This window comes from Aerococcus urinae (assembly GCF_001543175.1).
Taxonomy (GTDB): domain Bacteria; phylum Bacillota; class Bacilli; order Lactobacillales; family Aerococcaceae; genus Aerococcus; species Aerococcus urinae.
The window spans coordinates 933768-956988 of sequence record NZ_CP014161.1 but is presented as its reverse complement, the minus strand read 5'-3'; the positions used below and the strand labels follow the sequence as shown (position 1 = coordinate 956988).

Genomic DNA, 23221 nt, shown 5'->3' with positions numbered 1-23221 from the left:
CCAATCAAAAATAATGGAGAAAATTATGAAAGCAATATATAGAATATTAAAAAAAAATATATTAATTTTTAGTTTCTTGACCTCTTTATTGTCTATAGCTATGGTCAGTGAAGCTTTCTTAATGCAATTTATTATAGATGCTATTAATTTAGGTAAAAGCAGATATATTATGGTGTCTTTCTTTACTATTATATTTATATTAGTTCAAACACTTATCTATTATTTTCAGCAATTATTAACTTCTGTATTAAGCAAAAAATCAGCCTATGTTTTCCGTAAGCAAATATTCAGAAAGTACCGCTTAATCTACTAACCGGGGAAAAGAACGATAAACTTTTAGCTTCGCTAACCACACAAATCGATCAAGTCGAAGCCAATTATTTTTACTCGATTTATTGGGGTGGCTATTTAATTTGTCAATTACTAGTAGCAGTGATCGTTTCATTATTCTTCAATCCAATCCTATCACTCCTATCAATTCTTTTGAGTTTACCCAATCTATTGGTGGCATTTATTTTTAAAAATACCCTTGAAGAAAAGCAAGGGGAGCTTAGCAATGAAACGAATTCATCAGTAGCCAGCATTCAAGATTTAATTAATGGGGCAGCAGACTGGCGGGTGGCCAATAAAGAATTTAGTATTTTTAAATTATTTGAAACCAAGACCTTAAAACTTTTACAGAAACAAATTCAAGTTGAAAAAGCACAATATAGGGTTGTCAGCTTGAATCAACTATTTTCCAATCTTCTTTATTTTGGGACTTGGATCATAGGCGGTTTATTTATTATATATGGTCAACTCACCCTAGGCGGAATGATTGCATTTTCGCAGTTACTAGCTAGAATAGCATTCCCAATATACAGCTCTTCTGATTTACTAGCAAAGTATATTAACGGTAAAAAGGTATTAGATTCACTTTCCCAAGAATTTACCCAGGTCGATCAAGCTACAAACACACAAAGCAAGTTTGAGGTCATTTCATTTCATAATTTTGTTTTAAAGAATAGGAAGGGGACTAAGGCGCTTAATGTCTCCTTTCATAAAAATAAGAAGTACTTATTAAAGGGAAAGAGTGGTATTGGCAAGACCACCATCTTGAAAGCTATTTTAAGAGAGCAAAATGACTATGCAGGCAGCGTAGAAATAAATGGTGTCGATATTACAACTATTAAAGAAAGTAACCTTTTTGAACACATAGGCTATGTCCCACAGCAACCCCATGTATTTAGTGCTAGTCTGAAAGATAATCTGACCTTATTTTCTAATAATTATTCCTATAAAGAGCTATTTGAAGTTTTAAGTTTTGTTGAACTAAAACAATGGGCAAACAAGGACAGTTTAAAAATGATGATTTCCAGTGAAGAAGTAACTCTTTCCGAATGAAAAATGATATTCTACTACTAGACGAATTTTCTGCTGGTATTGATTATGAAACCTTATTAAAGATTGAAAACAAACTAATTAATTTAGATAAAACAATTATTTACGTTACCCATGTCGATATTGATCGAGCAGGTAAACAATTTGATGAAGTAATTGACTTAAATCACTATTTTGCTAGCTAATACATACTTAACTAATGCTCTATAAGATTTGGCATACCCGGTTTTATTGCTTTTATTATCGAAATAAAGTAGGCTAGGGTGGAGGAAAATAGATCTATTTGAATGGTTTCATTCACCAGATAAGTAAAAAAGTTATCATAGAGATATAGTATAGATTAGGTAGTGATCAAAATGAAATATCTTAGTGGTCAATTTGCTTTAAATATTCCATGTCAATTAGACACCTATGGAGACTGGCATATTTTGGCTTTAGATTGGTCTAATCCTGATTTCAAGGAATCAAATAATAGTATTTTTGGAGATTATGGCATTGAAGCCAATAAAAAATTACCTTATCATCCAGGTACTTATTATGTAGCCGATCATTTAAGAGCTATATTAGATTTATTAGCAGATGGTCACATTAAATATTTAGTTGGCATGAAAAACGACTTTATTGGTACAGACCAATATAATCAAGACTTTTTTGACCAAGTTTATTTACTTAACAATAATAAGCATTGGCAAGAGATTTATCGACTAATGTTTCGAGAATTTGGTCTAGAATGGTACGCCTATATTTATGTGAAAGAAAGTTTAAATGATTAATTAATGAGTAATAAAAAGTCTAGGAGCCTTTTCGATACCTAGACTTTTTATTGTGATTTCAGATGAATTGAGGGCGATTTTACTGCAATTTCAGCATAAGAGCTGTAAATCTAGTGATTCCTTACATGCTATAATCTTTACAAGTCAGAGAATAAATAGTTAAAATATTGCTATAAAAGATCCTTGATAATTATATAGCGTAAAGCAAAACGAGTAAGATCGTTTTAAATCATATCTAGTCGGCTACGCTTCCCAGAGACCAGCGAGCGGATTATTCCATGAAGAAACATGGTGCTATGCTTTGAAAGATACTTATCTCCAAGCCGAGATAGACATAAGCTATTGTTGGCCAAGACCATTAATAATATGCGAGCTAACATGATACGCCACGATCTAATGAGCGACTTAAATTCACTAATTGAATTTATCGTTTCATTCAGCATTGAATCTTAATTATTGCAATCGTTTAGAGAATAATTATTTTTTATCTTTTCTAGTTAACATAATATATATTATCGATAGTAACTAAGCAATAATTTTTACCTCCTTCTTTAACTCAAGTACAATAAATAGCGTTTATTAGCTTGCTTTTGCAATTCGAGCTAATAAACGCTACTTCTAATATTTTATTGATTACGATCAATTAAGTCTTGGTACAATTCGCTTACCGTCTTTTTGTAGATGGGATGCTTTTTATTAGGAGCGATTTCTTTTAAAGGCCCTAAGACAAAGTCGCGATTGACCATGTCGATATGTGGAATCGTCAATTCTTGGCTATCCAAGACTATGTCTCCATAAAAGATAATATCAATATCTATAAGACGTGGACCCCATCGATAGGTCTCTGTCCGCCCCATTTCTTTTTCGATCTTCTTTATAGCTTTTAATAAATCCAAGGGAGCTAAATCCGTTATGATTTCGATAACCCCATTGAGAAAATCATCTTGATCAGTTACCCCGTAAGCGGCATTAGATAAATTGGCTGATCTTTTAGTGACTTTTGTGCCTTCCAGGGCATCAACGGCTTGCACAGCTTGATCTAGATTCTTGCTGAGCTCTCCTATATTAGAACCAATCGCTAAATACACTGTTGTTTTCATTTAAATAACTCCATCACGCGAACCGCGCGTAAATTTTCTTTAACATCGTGAACCCGCACCATTTCTATTCCTTTCATGGCTGCAAAACAGGAAACAGCAATTGTCCCTTCCAAACGCTGACTGGGTTCTAATCCCCCTAGACGTTGACCGATAAAGGTCTTTCTGGATACTGCCAGAAGAATAGGAAGCTGATATTTTTTCATAAAGTCGATATTCTTAATTAAACTAACATTGTGCTCATAATTTTTTCCAAAACCAATACCAGGGTCTAGAATAATCTTATCTCTTTGAACGCCGTGATCAAGGGCTAATTGAATTTGGCGATTGAAAAATCCTTCGACTTCAGTAATTAAGTCATCGTAATGCGGATCATTTTGCATGTCTTTAGGTTTGCCTTTTATATGCATAATAATTATAGGCACTTGATATTTAGCAACTACATCAGCCATTCTTTCATCAAAAGTGAGTCCAGAAATATCATTAATAATATCCGCACCGGCTAATATAGCGGCTTCCGCCGTTGTGGCCCGATAAGTGTCAATAGACAACAAGACCTTAGGATATTTTTCTCTAATCATACTTACTGCTTTTTGGATATTTTCAATTTCAGTATCTTCGTCGACTGGATCAATGCCGGGACGTGTTGATTCTGCTCCAATATCTAAAATAAGGGCACCTTCTTGAATAAACTGATCTACCCTTTGCATTAAACTTTCTTCTGAAACACGAGATTCTTTGTAAAATGAATTTTTAGTAATATTAATAATCCCCATAATTTCAGTTTGTTGAAAATCGATCTTTCTACCATCTCTTAAAACAAAACTATGCATAATTTCCCTCTCTTAACTAGCATATTCACCATTAACTCAGCATTTTTTGAATAACTACTGACTTCTAGGTATTATAAAATAATAGCATATAAAGCATATCGTTTGGAATACTTTTATAGTGTGATCGAAAAGCTAGAATTTTACCACCGAGATATTCCCCCCATACCAGGCGCACCATAGAAAAAGAAAAAGAACAGGACTTTCTAATCCTGTTCTTTAATTGGGGGCTATTTAAAGCTTGTTAAATCTTACAAGTAGAAGATTTGTGCCACAATGACAGTAACGATTAAGGATAATAAGAAGCCACCGTTACTTACAATAAATGCTTCTTTAAAACCATGTTTGAAGTCTAAGCCACTAATATTGTTAAAGGTTAAGACAACTCCTGATTGAGGAACAACTGTAATTACTCCACCACCAATAACAACGATACGGTGGATAATTTCAGCTGGAATCCCCATTGATAAGTAAGTTGGTGCTAATTGGGTAATAACTGTCCCAATGGCACCTGAAGCAGCCATAACCCCTGAAAGAATAGCAGTTGCAACCGCTAAACTCACTAATGGTGGTCCAGGAATATTAAGGATGGCTTGTTTAATCGCGTCAAAGGTTGGTGCACTGGTTAATACCGCCCCAAAGGCTACAGCACTTGCTGCCCCAAAGGAAGAGCCTACTGAGCCTGTAGCACCAGCATTTAAGACTTCTGTTTGTTTCGGTAAATAAGATTTAAATAAGAATGCAGATAATACAATGCTAATGGTTAAGGCAATTAAGATAATATTATCAACATTTGAAAAAATCATAATAGTCGCAATTAAAATAACCAAAGGAATAATACTGGTCACAAAGGATGGTAAGTCATTATCAGAATGTTCAACGACATCTTCTTCGATCTGACTCGTATCTCCTTCAAGATATGAATAGAAACCTTCCCCTTTTGCTTGACTCTTGTCGAGTTCGTATTTCATATACCATAGGCCAAAGCCCAGCATGACTACAGTAGAAATAATCCCAAGCACTGGAGCAGCCGTTAAGCTCGTGCCTAGTGTCGTTGTAGGGATAGCATTTTGTACGGACGGGGTCCCCGGAATCATGGACATGGTAAAAGTTCCGGCTCCTAAATATAATGGAATAGATAATAATTTCCAGTTAATATCTAATTTCTTAAAAATCGGTCTGGCAAGAGGAATTAGAGTAAAGAAAACCACAAAAATACTAATACCACCAAAGGTTAATAAGGCCCCGATAAAGGTTAAGGCTACCAGCACTTTATAGGCACTTTCAGTTCCGACTTTATCTAAGATAAAGTTAGCGATAGAAACAGTTGCTCCACTTTTATCCATGTATTGGCCTAAAATAGCACCAAGGATGAAAATCCCAAAGTTCTTAATTAAAAAGCCGGCCAGTCCTGCCATATAGGAATTTTCTGGACCAATTAATGATCCAAAGATATCCATTTGGTTACATAAGATAATAATTAAAGCAGATAGTGGCGCTGCCACTACCATGCTTAAACCTTTAAATGAAAGGTAAATCACGCTAATTATGGCTACAATTAGCCCAATAATACCAATAACTTCCATAAATTAATACACCTTTCCTCGTTCTAAAGACTATCGATTGCTTGCAGCGTTTTCGCCAGCAATTCTTCCGTAAGTAAAGATGTCAATTAGGGCGTTTCCACCAAGACGGTTTCCTGCGTGAATACCACCTGCAACTTCACCAGCTGCAAATAAGCCATCAATAGCTTCACCAGCTTCATTGATTACTTGGGCATTCACATTGATTTTCAAACCACCCATGGTATGATGGGTTGCAGGACTTCTTGGAGTCGCGTAGAATGGAGGAACCTCTACCTTATAGTTGAATGAACCCTTATTAAATTCAGGATCGTGTCCATCCTCAACATATTGGTTATATTTCTCAATGGTATCAACCAGAACTTCAGGATCAATATTAATTTGTTCAGCAAGTTCTTCCAAGGTATCTGCTCTAAAGCAAGCATCATTTTTAATATCATTTTCGAGTTGTTCATCAGTAGAATTGAAACGGGTTGCCGCAATATTCTTGTCAGAAATATTGTAAATCAAGCCGCCTTGGTCAAAAATTGCTTGGCAAAGTTGGTCACGAGTCCCATATTCATTAACAAAACGTTTACCTTCTAAGTTAACAAAGACGAAATCAGAAGGTGGACAGTCAATCCCACTAAAGATATTACCTGTAATAGGGTCGGCACTAGGCATTAATTGAGCAAAGCCCATATCTACTAGAGCTGCATTAACTGATAGCCCCATTGCAATACCATCACCGGTTAAGGCTGGTGAATTGGTTGTTGGGATCGTTTCAGGAAGATTACCCCAGTAATTATCATATTTTTTGACCATTTCATAGTTAGCTGAGTAGCCACCAGTAGCCATAACTACCCCACTCTTAGCGTGAACAGTTAAGTCGTTGCCGTTACTGTATTGAGCTTTCACACCAACAATTTTACCGTCTTCTACCAGTAATTCTTTAGCTTGGCAGTCAGTAATAATTTCTCCACCTTGTTGGGTAAAGTATTTTTGCAAGGGGTCAATAAAGCCGTAACCACCAGTAGGAATTGGTTCACGGGCACGACGCCAGGAAGCTCCTACAGGTTCAGTAACATGCTCTTCATCAAATTCAACACCCTTGGTTTTCATCCATTCAATGGTTTGACGACCTTTGTGGGTTAAATTAGATACTAAGTCGTAATTACCATAGGTAACATGACCATCTAAGTCTTTCCGCGTTCCTCCTAATAAGGTTTGGATACAGAAGAGGTTTTCTGAATCAAAGAGGTAATTTTCTCCTTTTTCCATATCAGCGAAGTATTTTTCTAGCTCGTCTTTTAACTCACGGAATTGTGGGCGATAGGCTTCTGGAATGTTCGCTTCATCCATTTGATAAATTCCCTTTAAGTTATTAACTTCCCCTGGAAAAGCATCAAAGCCTTTTTGCCATTCAGGGTCAGCAGAGTTAATTTGTCCCCCTGTCCGTGTGGTATTTCCGCCGAGTGAAGGGAATTTTTCAAGAAGAATGACCTTAGCTCCCTTATCAATAGCACCGATAGCTGCTGATAAACCGGCTCCACCTGAACCTAATACAACCACATCAGCACTTTTTTCATCAGGACTGTCAGCTTGATCAGCTTGGTATTTAGGGCGATTACGGAATTCTTCAGGGTCCCCACCGGCTGCTTCAATAGCGTCGGCAACACCTGCCAAAATCCCCTTACTGGTTACTGTCGCTCCACTGACGGTATCGACATTGAGGGTTTGGCCTTCAATAATTGCTTTAGGAATTCTTTCAAAGACTGGTGAAGTGATTCCCTTACTTTCACCACTAGTATCAATCTCAATACTCTTAATGCGATCGTCAGTCAGAGTGACTTCCATAGGTAAAGACCCATTGTGTCCTGCTGCTCTAACAGAATAACTACCTGGTTCAAAAAGACCTTTTGTCATCTTTATACCTCCTAAAAATAAATAGATAACCTGTGTTCGTGATAAGGATAACATATTAAGAATAGCTGTTACTATACTTTAGGAGTTAATATAAACATGTTCAATTTCAAACTAAACAAAATAGAAAATAACTTATTAGTGATTAAAGTAATCGCTATCAAGGATTATTGTAAAAATGTTATAATGTAATTTATTAATAAATATAATGAGGTAATTAAATGAAATTAGACCGTATTATCAGTAAATATCATTTAACTGACACTGAAGTTGATATTTTAAAGCATTTAATCCAATCTGATGCCAAGTTAACCATCCGCGAGCTAGCAGAAAAAGCCTATGTGTCACCTGCAACCATTATTCATCTGGCCAAGAAGATGAACTTCTCCGGTTATAGTGAATTATTATTTCAATTTAACCAAGAGCGTGAAAAAGAAATGCACGTTAGCCAACAATCAATCATCGATTGCTATGGTGATGATTTTTATAAAATGATTGAAAAATACCAGGATAAGCTATTTATTTTTATGGGTCTAGGTTTTTCATTACACTTAGCTAATTATATGTCTGACCTCTTAAATACTTTTGGTTTTCGCTCCATAAGTAATACTTACGAGGAATTCATCAATAAAACCTTTGCTGATGAAGCAGTTATTATTTTCATTAGTCATTCTGGAGAGACCGAGTACCTCGTGCGCTTAGCCCAGCTTGCCCATAAGAACGGTGTAGAATATATGGTATTTACCGGTAATCCGAGTGGTCAGCTGCAAAAAAACGCTCAATTAACCATCGATACAAAATCGTATTCTATTTTTCGTTATAAGGAATACAAGGCCCAAGTCTTTTTTGGCCTAACACTTATTTATTTTGAGGAATTAATCGCTGATTCCCTGAAAAGATTAGATAGATAACAAGCAATCAATTATTAAAAAGCCCAGTGGATTGGTTATCGATTCACTGGGCTGCTCTTTATGGGCTTCTTTTACTTCGTATTGAGTAATAATTCATCACTGACTAATTGATTACCAACACTCTTTTTAAAGAGTTCCATAAGATCTTCGACTGACAATTTGCTTTTATCATCTCCACTCACATCAACGACAATCCGTCCTTCATGCAGCATAATTAAACGGTTCCCATAACTTAAGGCATCATTCATATCATGGGTAATCATTAAACTGGTTAATTGATGTTCTGAAATTAACTGGTCCGTTAAGTCCATCACCATAGCACTGGTCCGGGGGTCCAAGGCAGCAATATGCTCATCCAGGAGTAAAAGTTCTGGCTTTTCTAGAATAGCCATCATGAGGGTTAAGACCTGACGCTGACCACCTGACAAATTAGCCGCTGGCGTGGTCAAACGGTCTTCCAGACCCAGATTCAGTCGGCTTAATTCCTTTAGAAATATTTGCCGCATATCTTCAGTTACTGCGTGAGTAAATCCTCGTTTTTTACCTCGCTTATAAGCAATAGCCAGATTCTCTTCAATGGTTAAATTACGAGCGGTCCCCATTTGAGGATCTTGAAAAACCCGACTGACCTGTCCCGCGCGTTTATAGGCAGGATCCTGTGTAATTTCCTGCCCCTTTAAAAAGATCTGCCCGGAAGTCACTGGGTGAGTGCCAGCAATAAGGTTCAAAAGAGTTGACTTTCCGGAACCGTTGGAACCAATGACACAAACAAATTCACCTTCATGAATGGTCAAATCAAGGTCTTTGATGACGTGATTTTCATTGGCACTATTAGTATTAAAGGTTTTATTTACTTTGCTTAATTTTAATAGTTCTGACATAAAAACACCTTTCTATTTATTTTGATTTTTCTTGCGGTCAATTTGACTCTTGGCATAAGGAGCAAAGAGAATAATCGCTAGGGCTAGGGAAGATAGAATTTTTATATCGCTTGGCAAGACCGGAATGATTTGCTGTTGCATAATAAAGTCAATAATTAAGCGATAAATGACTGCTCCTAAGGCGATCGTCACTAGGCGCTTACCGAAGCTTAAGTTGCGGCAAATAACCTCGCCAATAATAACTGCTGCTAAACCAATAACAATGGTTCCTGTCCCCATGGCGATATCCGCATAGCCATTATTCTGACAGATAATCGCACCGGATAAAGCGATCAAACCGTTAGAGATCATTAGACCAACTAATTTCATTTGATCTGTTCGAATCCCATTGGCTTCCGCCATTAAGGGGTTATCCCCTGTAGCCCGTAAGCTTAAACCGTATTCAGTATTCATAAATACAACTAAAATAAAAATGACCAAAACAACAAAGATAGAACTAACGATTAAAGAAGCCATCGTTGAATCCAAACCCAAGCGATAGAGAATGTCCATAAGACTAGCTTCACCCAAAAGCGGCGTATTGGCTTGCCCCATGATGCGGATGTTAACCGAATAGAGCCCGGTCATGGTTAAAATTCCCGATAGTAAGGCTGGAATATGCATCTTATTAATCATAAATCCATTGACAGCCCCGGCTAGCATACCTGCAAAAAAGGCGATTAGCGTAGCTAATATGGGATGGAAACCGGAAATAATTAGCTTGGCACAAACAGCTGCACCGAGAGGAAAACTTCCTTCAGCTGACATATCTGCAATATCTAAAATTCGGAAGCTTAAATAAACCCCAAAGGCTAAGATAGCCCACATTAAACCTTGTGAAATACTAGAAATAATGATAGCCATTATCTTACTCTCCCTTCTTCAACTGCTCGGTATCGATACCAAGGGCACTTGCCATTTCTTCATTGACTTGTAATTCGAATTCATCAGCACTTTCGACTGGCATCTTACTAATGTCAGCACCCTCTTCTAAAATTTTAATAGCCATCTCTGCGGTTTGACGCCCTAAGTTCTTGAAATTAACTCCGTAAGTAGCTAAACAACCCTCGATATGAGTACTTTCTGCGCCAATAGTTGGAACTTTTTCTTCTTTAACTACCTTACCGATAGTAGGAATGGTTTGAGCAATTGTATTATCAGTGGGTAAGCAAATGCCGTCTACCCTTTTAGCTAAAGCAGTGATTGCGGATTGTACTTCATTGGTTGTGGTTACCGTTTGAGCTTCGACTTTAAGTCCCTTGTTTTCAGCGTATTCTTTAAAAGCAGCAAATTGGATTTCTGAATTCACTTCGCTTGAATTGTAAGGCATACCGACTGTCTTAATTTCTGGGTTGAGCTTTAAGAGCAAGTCAACCGCTTTTTCAACAGGCGCCCTGTCACTGGTTCCACTAGCATTAGTATCTGGTTGCTGGTTTGATTTCACTAAATTAGCGGATTCAGGGTCAGTGACTGCAGTAAATAAAGTAGGAGTTTCCTTATCAGCATTGAGTGCTGCTTGGGCAGCAGGAGTGGCAATCGTAAAGACAAGGTCTTTTCGCCCTTTCATCCCCTGAGCAATACTATTGAGATTGGATTGGTCTGCTTGGGCATTTTGGTAGTCGACTTTGATCTTTTCGCCATCTTTTAAGCCGCCTTCCGCCAATCCTTCTAGGAAACCTTCACGGGCATCATTAAGTGCCTGGTGCTCGGCGTATTGAATGATACCAATCTCTTTTTGATCTTTCTCTTCCCCTTGACCACAGCCCATTAACCCAAGGACTAAAGCTCCTAAACTCATTATTTTTACCACTTGCTTTTTCATCATAATCTCCTCTTTCTCGTGTATAAAAACACTGATTCCTTTATTTCTTACGATATAGTCTTAAAAAAAAAAAAAAAAAGGTTCAATTAGTTTCGATAAAAACTAATTGAACCTTTTACGAGTGTATTCCAAAAGAATTCGCCTCAAGCCATTAGAATTTATCATTCCAGATGGCTTGAACACATAAAAACTGTAGCCATCATAGATACAAAAACTTGCGTTTGTTTGTACCTATGATAGTGTCACAGCTACAAACATTATCTAAAATAGCTATAGTAATATGTATTAGTGGTGATATCTAAAGATAAAACCCTATGCGAATTGAATTGGATGTTTAACATTTCTCTTACGTCCTTTTTACATAAGCAGGAAAATGATAAATGTCAACGCTTTTCTTGTTTTAATATTCAAACAATTTGAAATTTATTGAGACAAATACTAGTTTAAATCAATAAATAAGGTCATTACTATGTCAAGAAACCTCTAAATCTTGAGCTGAAGTGTCGTAAAATCTTAAAAATTTTAAGATCACAATTTCTCTAATAAAACTTTCTTTTATAAAATAGCTAGAATTATTAAAAAAGCCGGACTCTTAGTCCAGCTTCAATCCCCTACTATTAAGTTAACTTACTTCATTGTAATTAGGCAATTAGCCCTCAAATGAGTATGTTAATGGAGGAACAATTTGTTTTTTACGTGAAACAATGCCCTTCAAGGCTAATTGATGGTCGGTGACATCAACATCAAAGGCTTTTTCAAAGTTTTTAGTTAAGGAATCATCGCCAACTAAAAGTCCTTCTGAATCATTAGTTAAAATGTTGGTAATCACTAATAAGAAAGCGTCATAATTGTTGTTAATGAGTAATTCTTTCATAGCTTTAAGGACTTCATCTTTGCGTTTGATGACATCGTTAGCATCGACCACATTCACTTGGCCAATACGGACTTCTTTGCCTCCCATACTAAAGGATTTAGCATCGCCATCAGCAATTTCTTCAGCTGACTTATCATCGACATTAGCACCGGCCTTAAGCATTTCGGTTCCGTAGCTTTCATCGTCTACTCCAGCAATTTCTGCTAATTTTTTAGCGATTTCTTTATCCTTTTCGGTACAGGTTGGGGAAGAATAGAGTAAGGTGTCAGAGATAATTCCTGATAGCATTAATCCAGCAATTTGTTGAGGAATTTCGACGCCTTTTTCTTGGTAAAGGTCATAGATAACACTTTGGGTACATCCTAAGGGTTTAGCAATGTAGTAAAGTGGCGCAGAGGTTTCGAAGTTGCCTACCCGGTGGTGGTCAACCACGGCAAAGACATTAAGGTCTTTAATATCGGAAACGGATTGTTGGAATTCGTTATGGTCCACTAAAGCCACGGTATCAGTTTCATCGCCGGCTTTTTCAATCACACGCAAGCCTTCATGATTAAAATGGTCTAAGGCATATTTTGTTTCATCGTTAGCTTCTCCTAAGGCAACCGGTTCGGTTTCATAACCTAGGGTGTTTAATAAATAACTTAGGGAAATAGCACTGGTAATGGCATCCATGTCAGGATTTTGATGACCAAAAATTAAAATTTTACTCATAATAACTCCTATCTTTTAAATCTGAATAGTTTAAATAAAATATTCAAAAGAATTATTTCAAATTTATATTTAGTGTAACAAAAGCAGCTGCAATTGTTAATAGAATAAATCGTAAATCCAGGGAATTGATAGCTTATTTTTCTGGATCTTTATGGTAGAGAGGAATGACATCAAGCAATTCACCTAAACGCTCTTCGACAATAATTTGTGAGCCGTTACTATAACGTTCATGAAGAGGGACATCGACTGCTTTAATCTGACTTAATTCCCCGTTACTGGTATATAATTCATAGACTTCTTGGGTGGATTTAACTTCTAGAGCCTGAATTAGACGATGGGGTTTTGATTTAACTTCACGTAAGACCATCAGTCCCCGCTTAGCCCGGGTCATGGTTTGAATATCCCGCCAGCGAATCCGTTTCATATAGCCTCGCTGCGTAGCAAGAAGGATTTGTTGGTCTTCATCCACCTGGTCTTGGTAGACAAAATTAATCACTTGGTCTTGGTCTTTGAGGTTAATTGAAATAACACCCTTGGCACGTAAACCGACCGTATTAATCTCACTGATTTGGTAACGCAGGCTAAAACCTAAGGCAGTAAATAAGATCACTTCGCCATTTTGCTTATCGCTTTGGTTATTGACTAAATAGCAATTAACCACCTCATCCAGCGGACTGGATAAAGGCATAATTTGAGAAGCTTTATTCTTATGGCCCCGGATTTTCTTCAATTCACTGAGCTTACTTTGTTTAATCATCCCTTCTCGAGTAGCAAGGACAATCGTATCTTGACTATCCTTAGCGTAGGGATAGACTTGGATAATCTTCTCATCGGAAGCAATAGGGATGCGTTGGGAAAGGTGTTCGCCAAGGTCTTTCCAGCGGAGCTCTTGCATTTCATAAACCGGTTGGAAAACATAATTTCCTTTATTAGTAATAAGGACTAAATTATCTAAAGTTGAATGCGCGGCTAAGTATAAGACATGGTCGCCATCCCTTAAGCCTAAGTCAGAGAAATTAGAGGATTGGTAGCTTCTTAGGCTAGAGCGCTTAATATAACCGCCCCGGGTCACTACAGTAACGACCTCTTCATCAGGAATTAAAAATTCCTTCTTAATTTTTATTTCTTCTACCTCAGCTTCAATCTTAGTCAAGCGGTCAGTAGCATAAGCTTTTTTGATAGCCTTCAATTCTGATTGAATTAACTTCATCAGAATAGACTCATCGCTTAAAATGGCTTGGTATTGATTAATGGCTTCATTTAAGGATAACTTTTCTTCTTGTAAAGCTGTAATATCAGTATTAGTTAAGCGATAGAGCTGTAAGGTGACGATGGCTTCTGCTTGGGCCTGAGAAAATTGATATTCACTGATCAGATTATTTTTGGCATCCTTTTTATCAGAACTGTTGCGAATAATTGCAATCACTTGGTCAAGAATGGAAATCGCCTTAATCAAACCATCAACAATATGGCGGCGGCTTTGGGCCTTGTTTAAGTCATATTGGGTTCTGCGACTCACCACGTCTTTGCGGTGGTCGATATAGGCTTGAATAATAGCAATTAAACCAACCTGTTCCGGACGTTGCTTGTTAATGGCCACCATATTGAAATTATAGTTAATTTGTAAATTAGTATGCTTAAAGTAATACTGTAAAATCTGTCCAGCATCAGCATCTTTCTTCAATTCGACAATAATACGTAAGCCAGATCGGTCAGATTCATCACGGACTTCCAGGACCCCATCGATACTTCGGTTGAGACGTAATTCGTCCATCTTACGAACCAAATCAGCCTTATTGACCTCAAAAGGCAGCTCAGTAATCACGATTTGTTTACGCCCTGCTTTAAGCGACTCCACTTCCGTTTGTGCCCGAACTACTACCTTACCACGCCCTGTTTTATAGGCTTTAATCAGCTGATCTTTCCCTTGGATAATGCCACCTGTCGGAAAATCAGGTCCAGGAAGATATTTCATCAATGTCTCCACCTTAGCCTTGGGATGATCAATATAGTAATTTACTGCATCAATCACTTCACCTAGGTTGTGGGTGGGAATTTCAGTGGCATAACCTGCTGATATCCCCTGAGAACCGTTGACTAATAAATTGGGAAAGCCAGCAGGTAAAACAACCGGCTCTTCCTCAGTATCATCAAAGTTCAAGATAGTATCGACAGTATCCTTGTTTAAGTCCTTAAGCAGTTCATCAGCCAACTTGGATAAGCGTGCTTCAGTATAACGCATGGCTGCCGCAGGGTCGCCGTCCATGGATCCATTATTCCCATGCATATCAATCAGGGGCATGCGATTTTTCCAAGCTTGACTCATTCTAACCATAGCTTCATAAACTGAGCTATCCCCGTGAGGGTGGTAATTCCCAATCACATTCCCAACAGTTTTGGCAGACTTTCTAAAAGCATGGTCTGAAGTATTGCCATCATGGTACATGGCATATAAAATACGCCGTTGAACCGGTTTGAGTCCATCCCTGATATCCGGCAAAGCGCGATCCTGAATAATATATTTGGAATAACGACCAAAACGATCGCCCATCACTTCATCAAGGCTTAGTTCTTGAATATCAATCGCCATTCACTTCAGCTCCTTCATCAAATAAATCAATTTGCCCTTCCTGATCACTCATACTTGTGACTTGGTCCGATTGAGCGATTAACTCACTAGCTTCGATCGCATCGTTCTCTTCATGGTTGGCGTGCTCCAATAACTTATCTTCTTCATCCATGGTAAATTGGACATTATCTTCAATCCAATCCCGCCGTGGTTCAACCTTATTTCCCATCAACACAGATACCCGTTTTTCAGCTTGCGATAAGTCATCGAGGGTGACACGAATTAAGGTGCGAGTTTCAGGATTCATAGTGGTATCCCATAATTGGTCAGCATTCATTTCCCCCAAACCTTTATAACGTTGCAGGGTATAGCCCTTACCAAACTTTTTAGTTTCTTGGGCCAGTTCTTCATCGGTCCAAGCGTAAGCAATTTTTTCATTCTTGCCCTTACCTCGGGAGAGTTTATACAAAGGCGGCATGGCAATATAAACCTTGCCCGCTTCGATTAAGGGGCGCATGTAACGATAAAAGAAAGTCAAGAGTAAGACTTGAATATGGGCACCGTCAGTATCCGCATCGGTCATGATGATCACTTTATCATAGTTAGAGTCATGGATATCAAACTCTGGTCCCACACCTGCACCTACGGTATGGATAATGGTGTTTAGTTCTTCATTTTTAAGGATATCGGTTAGGCTTGCCTTTTCCGTATTTAAAACCTTTCCTCTTAACGGAAGGATAGCTTGGAATTTACGGTCCCGCCCTAGTTTAGCTGATCCGCCCGCTGAATCTCCTTCGACCAAGAAGAGCTCATTTTTCTTGGTATTTTTACTTTGTGCGGGAGTGAGTTTACCGGAAAGTAAGGTTTCTTTACTCTTACCCTTTTTGCCATGGCGACTTTCCTCCCTAGCCTTACGGGCTGCTTCTCGGGCCTGGCGCGCTTTTAAGGCCTTACGAACTAACATCTGCGCTATTTCGCCGTTCTCTAATAAATAGATCGATAAATGGGTGTTCACCATATTTTCTACGGCTAAACGCGCTTGTGGCGTCCCTAATTTCCCCTTGGTTTGTCCTTCAAACTGTAAGATTTCTTCAGGAATCCTAACAGAGATGACCGCTGTAAAGCCCTCACGAACATCTGATCCTTCTAGGTTTTTCTCCTTGGGTTTAATCAGATTAACCTTTCTAGCATACTCATTAAAGGCCTTGGTCATCCCGGTTTTTAAAGCCGTTTCATGGGTCCCACCATCTGGCGTACGCACATTGTTAACAAAGGACAAGATGGTCTCAGAATAGCCATCATTATATTGAAAGGCTAATTCCATTTCGATATTAGAACTTTTATCCTTGTCTTCAATATAAGTGACCTCTTGGAGAACTTCTTTATTTTCATTTAAATAATGAATAAATTCGACCAGACCATCTTCATAGTGAAAGCTTTCCTGGCTAGCATTTTTTTCATCAGTAAAATGAATCGCTAAACCTTTAGTTAAAAAGGCCTTTTCTCTTAATTGTTCTTTAATGGTGTCACTGTTAAATTCCGTAGCACCAAAGATCTTAGGGTCGGGGTGAAAGTGAATACTTGTTCCAGTCTGCTTACTTTTATGGCTGGTTAACTTAGGCTTATGGGGCTTACCGCCCTGACTAAAGCTTTGGTAATACTTTTTATTATCCCGGTAAACGGTGACCTCTAAGGAATCAGATAAGGCATTAACAACACTAGATCCTACTCCGTGGAGCCCTCCAGAGGTCTTATAAGCACTTTCGCTAAATTTTCCTCCCGCGTGAAGGACGGTCAGGATCACTTCAACAGTTGGTTTGCCACTACTATGTTTACCGATGGGCATTCCCCGTCCATTATCAGTTACCGTCACGCTATTATCTTCATGAATGGTCACAGAAATTTCATCACAGTAGCCTGCTAAAGCTTCATCAATAGAATTGTCTACGATCTCATAGACCAAGTGATGTAAGCCGCGATTATCGGTTGACCCGATATACATTCCTGGTCGCTTACGAACCGCTTCTAAGCCTTCTAATATTTGAATGGATGACTCATCATAAGTTGCCTTAGAATTTATTGCCATGCAGTGCATCTCCTCTAACCTATTTATATGCATATTTACCATAATACTTTAATTTCATTAAATTGCAAAATTTTTTTCTCGCTCAAACGCTCCCTTTGACTTATGCTATAATACCAATAACTGAATAGAAAGGAATCAGCTAATGATAATTAATCTTATCTTCCTATTTATTTCATATCTAATGGGCTCAATTCCATTCGGTGTGGTTATCGGTAAGTATCTTTACCACAAAGACATTCGCGGGGTGGGCTCAGGAAATATTGGTACGACCAACGCCTTCCGTGCCTTTGGTCCCAAGGGTGGCTTATTAGTATTCCTGTGCGATATGGTAAAGGGAATGCTACCGGTTCTTATCGCTAATTACAGTTCTCACTTTACTGATATTGATAGCATGCTTTTTGGTTTAGCGGCTATCTTAGGCCATACCTTTTCACTTTTTCTCCACTTCAAAGGTGGAAAAGCCGTAGCGACCAGTTTTGGCGTAGGTTTAGCTCTGGCGCCCCTGGCTTCCTTAGGAGGGATTGCGGTCTTTTTCATTGTTCTCTATCTTTTTAGAATGGTTAGTCTAGCGAGCATTATAGCCATGATCGCAGCTTCTATCATTTCTTTTCATTATGCTGTTTTGATTAGGATTTTGATCTTATTCATTACCCTTCTAATCATTTACCGCCACAAAGATAATATTAAACGCATCCTAGCCGGTAAAGAAGCTAAAGTGCCATTTGGCCTGGGCTACAAAAAAAATAAACAATAAAAAATCGCGTCATCTGGCGCGATTTTTTTGCTTTAAACTTCTTCTGCTAAACGTTTTTTCAAATACTCCAGGTTTTCTTTACTCTGAGTATCAATATGGGTCCCTTTCATCCCTAAAGAGCGGGAAGTAAATACCCCAGCAGATTCCATTTTTCGTAAGGCATTTACAATCACAGAACGGGTAATATTCTCTTCCTTAGCAATTTTAGAGGCTGTTATGCGGGTACGTGGCTCTTCTAGGTCTTTAAAAATAACATATAAGGCATTTAATTCCGAATAAGAAAGTGAGCGAATAGCTGAATCCACCACTTGTTTTTTCTGTTCTTTTTCCTCTTGACGACGGCGTTTAATAAACACCATCTCCATGGCTAGAACCGTCCCCACATATTCACCAAGAATTAGGTCATAGCAATTAAAGTCTTCATAGGGACGAGCTAGGATTAAATAGCCTAATTTGGTGGTATTACCATAGATAGGAATAATGGTGGTCATACCTTTGTTAAATTTATCACGAAATTCCAAGGCCAAGATCGTCCGGTCATCTGAAGTTGGAATGTTTGACTTGGTTTCTTGGATCGGTGAGATAATATCTAAATAATTGGGGTCGAGTTGGTGGGCTTGCATCATCGCTTCGGTCCGCTCACTATTGATTTCCTCATAAATAGCAAAATACCCCAATAGTTCTCCTTCAACAGATACTAAATAAGCGTTGGCCTCTAAATTTTCCGCTAAGTAACGGACTAACTTTTGAAAGGGAAAATCTGCCATCTCATCATCATAAATATTCCCTTCGCGGATAACCTTATTAATGTCTCTAATTTTTTCTAAAACGCTCTCTACCGATTCAGCTATCATTCTTTGTCCTCCTTATGTACATCACTATGCTTAGCTCTTGGAAAGTATTTTAAATAATTATTTCTTAAAGATTCTTTTGACATATGGGTATAAATTTGCGTACTAGATAAACTTGAGTGCCCTAATAATTCTTGTACTGTCCTTATATCGGCTCCATGGTTAAGGAGATGGGTAGCAAAAGAATGGCGTAATTTATGGGGATGAATATCCAGGTTAATGGCGCTTTTTTTGACTAAATCATTCAAAATATAAGTCACGCCTGATGGAGTCAAGGCTTCTCCCCGACTATTAACGAAAATGTACTCATGATCATGGCCCTTTAAGAGATCAGGTCGGCCAGAATCCAAGTATTCCTCCAATGCTTTTTTACAATAGGATCCAAAAGGAACATAGCGATCTTTGCTCCCCTTGCCATGCAGTAAGACAATAGAATTTTTAAGATCCACTTGCCTTATGGTCAAGTTAGTACATTCACTCACCCGAGCACCAGTCGCATATAAGAATTCTAACAGCGCTATATTTCGCTTATCCAGGGCTCGCGGCCCCTTAGCCGCCTCAAACAAGGGATCTAACTCAGCTTCATAAAAAAAATCGGGTAATTTTAGTCCCGTTTTAGCCGCTTGAACATAGGTAAACGGATTGTCATCAACCAGGCCTTGGTCAAGAAAACGATTAAAGGCGGTTCTCAAGCTACTTAAATACCGAGCTAAACTTTTACGACTCAGGCCCTTTCTTTGCAGGTGACTTAAATAGAGGCGAATATCTCGGTAACTTAACTGCTTGAAATCGCTTATTAATAGTTCATCACTAATAAAATAGATAAAGTCATCAAAATCGCTTAAATACGCCTTTAAGGTCTGATCACTATAATGTTTCTCATCTTTTATATATTCTTTTAACCTTTTTCGATAACTTTCAAAAGTCATAAAATCCCTCTTAGCTCATATAATCTACCATATTAAGGCGCTCTTTTCAAGTAATTGTCGGAATTTTCAAAACATTTATAAAGTTAATTTACCTTTTACTGAGTAAAAATAAAAACCTGTAATCCTCTTCGATTATCAGGTTTCTATTCTGTCAGCAAACGCTCTAATCATCGCCTTTTTGGACATCTTCTTTATAGTCACAATTGCTACAAATCACTTGTTTAGAGCCGCGTTTTTTCTTTTCAACCAAGTAATGGTCACATTTAGGACAGGATCGGCCCACCGGTTTATCCCAGGAGACAAAATCACAATCAGGATAACGGGAACAACCATAAAAGATCCGTTTTTTCTTCGATTTACGTTCGACAACTTGTCCTTCCTTACAGGTTGGGCAATTCACGCCGATTTCTTTAACAATGGCTTTAGTATTACGGCAATCAGGAAAATTACTACATGCATAAAACTTCCCATAACGTCCTAATTTAATTACCATTGGATGGCCACAGACGTCACAATCAAAGCCTGCTGGTTCGTCTTTAATTTCGATTTTTTCCATTTCTTGGTCAGCTTTTTCAATATCCTTACTAAAAGGTTGATAGAAAGCATCGACGACGTCTATCCAATTCTTATTACCGTCTTCCACATGGTCTAATTCATCTTCCAAGTTAGCGGTAAATTGTGGATCAACAATATCAGGGAAAAATTCAGAAATTAAACTATTAACAATCTCACCTAATTCAGTGGGTTCAAAGCGTCTAGCTTCTAATTTAACATAGTAGCGTTTAATCAAGGTTTCTAAAGTTGGTGAGTAAGTAGAAGGACGTCCAACCCCTAATTCTTCTAGAGTCTTAATTAAGCTAGCTTCAGTATAGCGAGCTGGTGGTTGGGTAAAATGTTGGTTTGGAGTTAATTCTTTACTCTTTACCTTTTCACCATTTTCTAGTTCTGGCAAGAGATTATCCTTTTCATTATTATCCGGATAAACTCTAAGGTAACCAGTAAATTTAATTTTTGATCCATTTGCCCTAAAACTCACATCATTTTGAACCAGGTCACAAGCCACCGTATCATAAACAGCCGGTGCCATTTCACTAGCCATGAAGCGGGACCAGATCAGACTATATAACTTGAACTGGTCTTTACTGAGATAAGCTTCTACGTTATCGGGATGGCGAAAGGCAGAAGTTGGACGAATAGCCTCATGGGCATCCTGAGCACCTTGCCCGCTGGCCCCACTAGTCCCCTTACCAATATATTCCTTACCGTATTTGTCTTGGATAAATTGGCCAGCTTCTTGTTTAGCACCTTCAGAGATCCGGGTAGAGTCTGTACGCATGTAGGTAATTAAACCGACTGTCCCTTCATTGCCTAATTTAATCCCTTCATAGAGCTGTTGGGCAACCATCATCGTCTTTCGCGTTCTAAAGCGTAAGCGTTTGGAAGCTTCTTGTTGGAGGGAAGAAGTCGTAAATGGCTTTTGCGGATTTCGTTTTCTTTGCTTTTTGGTCAAATTTTGAACTTCAAATTGATCACTGCTGAGGTTAGCCATTAAGGCTTTAACATCATCTTCATTTTTTAGATCAATTTTTTCACCCTTAAATTTGGAAGCATTGGCCTTGAAAGTTTCTTTTCCTTTTTGAAAGACCCCTTCAATGCTCCAATATTCTTCAGGCACAAAGTTACGGATTTCTTCTTCGCGGTCAACGACCATTTTTAAGGCAACGGATTGTACCCGTCCAGCGGATAGGCCTTTCTTGACCTTAGCCCATAAAATTGGGGACAAATTATAGCCCACCAAGCGGTCTAAGATCCGTCTTGCCTGCTGAGCGTCCACCAAGTCCTTATCGATGGCACGTGGATTGTTAATCGCTTCTTTAACCGTATCCTTGGTAATTTCATTATAAGTGACCCGGATGTCTTCTTCGGGATCTAATTTTAAAATATGGGCTAAGTGCCAAGCAATCGCTTCTCCTTCCCGGTCCGGGTCAGAAGCTAAGTAGATATTATTTGCCTTTTTAGCTTCTTTTTTAAGATCTTTGATCGTATCTCCCTTACCACGAATTGTAATATAATGGGGATCATAATTATTTTCGATATCTATTCCCATTTTACTTTTAGGAAGATCACGTAAGTGGCCCTTACTTGCCACCACTTTATATTTACGTCCTAAGTATTTCTCAATCGTTTTTGCTTTCGTTGGTGATTCGACAATCACTAAATCTTTTTTAGGTGTTTTCTTTCTTTTTGTAGCCAATAATATGCTCCTCTCTTCTTGGGAGATTTAAACGCTTCATATCATAGGCGAATTTTTTAACCTTGTCAAATATAAGATTTTTAGCTGTTAAATAAAAGAAGGATAACGATAAGTCTCTAAGATATCATCCGCTTCACTAATCAGTTTGGCCCCTGCCTGAATTAAAGCATTAGTGCCTTGGGAACGGATACTAAATATATCACCTGGAGTAGCCAAAACCTCGCGATTGGCCTGTAAGGCATAATTAGCAGTAATTAAACTGCCCGATTTTTCCTTAGCTTCAATAACCCAGGTGGCCCTGGAAAGTCCCGCAATCACTTCATTTCGGTAAGGAAAATGCCACTTTTTCACCCCGGTAAAACTAGGCAGTGGCGAGACTAGCAGGTGATTTTTAGCAATAAAATCTTGTAAAGCGCGGTGTTCTTTAGGGTAAAACTTAGCTAGACCGGTCCCTATCACAGCGATGGTTCTGCCTGAATTTTGAATACTGGCGCGGTGGGCAAGGCTGTCAACTCCACGAGCCAAACCACTCACAATAACTAAAGAGTTAACAAGATTTGGCACCAGTTTATCAATAACTTTTTGGGCATAGTTACTACAATCTCTCGCACCAACAATAGATAAACTATCGGCCTTTAACCAGGCAATATTGCCCTGACAAAATAAAACCAAAGGCGGTTTATAACTTTCTTTTAAAAGGTCTGGGTATTGAGGATCGAAGTAAGTGATGGGGAAAATTTTCTCTTTCTCATAATAGTTTTGATAAAAAGACCAAGGTCTCTGGCTCAAAAAGCGAAGGAGTTCAGGATAATATTTTCTCTCTTTTAAATACGTTCTCAGCACCCCTTGATAATCAGGATTCTCTAATAAGCCTTTAAACACCTGGACTCGATCCTCATAACCCACTATGGCAGACTCCGTTAAATGAATGAGTACTTGCCTAGCACCTTGATAATTCCTTTCATCATACATATA

Annotated in this window: 20 protein-coding genes; 6 read left to right on the top strand and 14 right to left on the bottom strand. The window is 38.2% G+C overall.

Annotated elements, in window-relative coordinates:
- Positions 1-25: 25 nt before the first annotated feature.
- The 4 genes from AWM73_RS09130 to AWM73_RS04415 all read left to right on the top strand — a co-directional run bounded on the left by AWM73_RS09130 (position 26) and on the right by AWM73_RS04415 (position 2153).
- Positions 26-313, top strand: a complete 288-nt coding sequence (locus AWM73_RS09130; protein ID WP_230080900.1) for a hypothetical protein — start codon at positions 26-28, stop codon at positions 311-313.
- Positions 286-1383, top strand: coding sequence for an ATP-binding cassette domain-containing protein (locus tag AWM73_RS04420; protein WP_306301624.1), 1098 nt, complete (start codon positions 286-288; stop codon positions 1381-1383). The genes AWM73_RS09130 and AWM73_RS04420 overlap by 28 nt, the downstream gene beginning before the upstream one ends.
- Positions 1380-1565: an ATP-binding cassette domain-containing protein gene (locus AWM73_RS09125; protein WP_230080673.1), complete on the top strand. Its 186-nt coding sequence runs from the start codon at positions 1380-1382 to the stop codon at positions 1563-1565. The genes AWM73_RS04420 and AWM73_RS09125 overlap by 4 nt, the downstream gene beginning before the upstream one ends.
- Before the next feature lie 171 nt (positions 1566-1736).
- A complete protein-coding gene (locus AWM73_RS04415) occupies positions 1737-2153 on the top strand; it encodes a hypothetical protein (RefSeq protein WP_060778253.1) in 417 nt (138 codons plus the stop codon).
- Positions 2154-2779: 626 nt separating this feature from the next.
- Here the strand turns inward: AWM73_RS04415 and folK are convergent.
- The 4 genes from folK to AWM73_RS04395 all read right to left on the bottom strand — a co-directional run bounded on the left by folK (position 2780) and on the right by AWM73_RS04395 (position 7568).
- Positions 2780-3253 (bottom strand): 2-amino-4-hydroxy-6-hydroxymethyldihydropteridine diphosphokinase, encoded by a 474-nt coding sequence (gene folK, locus AWM73_RS04410; protein WP_060778252.1) that lies wholly within the window; start codon positions 3251-3253, stop codon positions 2780-2782.
- Positions 3250-4083 (bottom strand): dihydropteroate synthase, encoded by an 834-nt coding sequence (folP, locus tag AWM73_RS04405; RefSeq protein ID WP_060778251.1) that lies wholly within the window; start codon positions 4081-4083, stop codon positions 3250-3252. Before folP ends, folK begins: the two co-directional genes overlap by 4 nt.
- A gap of 248 nt (positions 4084-4331) precedes the next feature.
- Positions 4332-5666, bottom strand: a complete 1335-nt coding sequence (locus AWM73_RS04400; RefSeq protein ID WP_060778250.1) for a GntP family permease — start codon at positions 5664-5666, stop codon at positions 4332-4334.
- 30 nt (positions 5667-5696) lie between these two features.
- Positions 5697-7568, bottom strand: coding sequence for an FAD-dependent oxidoreductase (locus tag AWM73_RS04395; protein WP_060778249.1), 1872 nt, complete (start codon positions 7566-7568; stop codon positions 5697-5699).
- 218 nt (positions 7569-7786) lie between these two features.
- Here AWM73_RS04395 and AWM73_RS04390 point away from each other — a divergent pair, with 218 nt between their 5' ends.
- Positions 7787-8476: a MurR/RpiR family transcriptional regulator gene (locus AWM73_RS04390; RefSeq protein WP_060778248.1), complete on the top strand. Its 690-nt coding sequence runs from the start codon at positions 7787-7789 to the stop codon at positions 8474-8476.
- A gap of 71 nt (positions 8477-8547) precedes the next feature.
- Here AWM73_RS04390 and AWM73_RS04385 read toward each other — a convergent pair whose 3' ends face one another.
- The 6 genes from AWM73_RS04385 to parE form a co-directional block, all read right to left on the bottom strand.
- Positions 8548-9357, bottom strand: a complete 810-nt coding sequence (locus AWM73_RS04385; RefSeq protein WP_060778247.1) for an ABC transporter ATP-binding protein — start codon at positions 9355-9357, stop codon at positions 8548-8550.
- Positions 9358-9369: 12 nt separating this feature from the next.
- Complete coding sequence (locus AWM73_RS04380) at positions 9370-10260, bottom strand: ABC transporter permease (RefSeq protein WP_060778246.1); 891 nt, start codon at positions 10258-10260, stop codon at positions 9370-9372.
- A 4-nt stretch (positions 10261-10264) separates the two neighbouring features.
- Positions 10265-11221, bottom strand: coding sequence for an ABC transporter substrate-binding protein (locus AWM73_RS04375; protein ID WP_060778245.1), 957 nt, complete (start codon positions 11219-11221; stop codon positions 10265-10267).
- A 646-nt stretch (positions 11222-11867) separates the two neighbouring features.
- Positions 11868-12803 carry a manganese-dependent inorganic pyrophosphatase gene (locus tag AWM73_RS04370; protein WP_060778244.1) on the bottom strand — a complete coding sequence of 312 codons (936 nt, stop codon included), beginning with the start codon at positions 12801-12803 and terminating at the stop codon, positions 11868-11870.
- A gap of 133 nt (positions 12804-12936) precedes the next feature.
- Positions 12937-15393 (bottom strand): DNA topoisomerase IV subunit A, encoded by a 2457-nt coding sequence (parC, locus tag AWM73_RS04365; protein ID WP_060778243.1) that lies wholly within the window; start codon positions 15391-15393, stop codon positions 12937-12939.
- A complete protein-coding gene (parE, locus tag AWM73_RS04360; RefSeq protein WP_060778242.1) occupies positions 15383-17458 on the bottom strand; it encodes a DNA topoisomerase IV subunit B in 2076 nt (691 codons plus the stop codon). Before parE ends, parC begins: the two co-directional genes overlap by 11 nt.
- A 142-nt stretch (positions 17459-17600) precedes the next feature.
- Here parE and plsY point away from each other — a divergent pair, with 142 nt between their 5' ends.
- On the top strand, positions 17601-18212 hold the full coding sequence (gene plsY / locus AWM73_RS04355; RefSeq protein ID WP_060778241.1) for a glycerol-3-phosphate 1-O-acyltransferase PlsY: 612 nt from the start codon (positions 17601-17603) through the stop codon (positions 18210-18212).
- 32 nt (positions 18213-18244) lie between these two features.
- Here plsY and AWM73_RS04350 read toward each other — a convergent pair whose 3' ends face one another.
- The 4 genes from AWM73_RS04350 to dprA all read right to left on the bottom strand — a co-directional run bounded on the left by AWM73_RS04350 (position 18245) and on the right by dprA (position 23218).
- On the bottom strand, positions 18245-19066 hold the full coding sequence (locus AWM73_RS04350; RefSeq protein ID WP_060778240.1) for a GTP-sensing pleiotropic transcriptional regulator CodY: 822 nt from the start codon (positions 19064-19066) through the stop codon (positions 18245-18247).
- Complete coding sequence (locus tag AWM73_RS04345) at positions 19063-19992, bottom strand: tyrosine-type recombinase/integrase (protein WP_060778239.1); 930 nt, start codon at positions 19990-19992, stop codon at positions 19063-19065. The genes AWM73_RS04350 and AWM73_RS04345 overlap by 4 nt, the downstream gene beginning before the upstream one ends.
- A gap of 163 nt (positions 19993-20155) precedes the next feature.
- A complete protein-coding gene (gene topA / locus AWM73_RS04340) occupies positions 20156-22246 on the bottom strand; it encodes a type I DNA topoisomerase (RefSeq protein WP_060778238.1) in 2091 nt (696 codons plus the stop codon).
- A gap of 87 nt (positions 22247-22333) precedes the next feature.
- Complete coding sequence (gene dprA / locus AWM73_RS04335) at positions 22334-23218, bottom strand: DNA-processing protein DprA (protein WP_060778237.1); 885 nt, start codon at positions 23216-23218, stop codon at positions 22334-22336.
- Positions 23219-23221 lie beyond the last annotated feature (3 nt).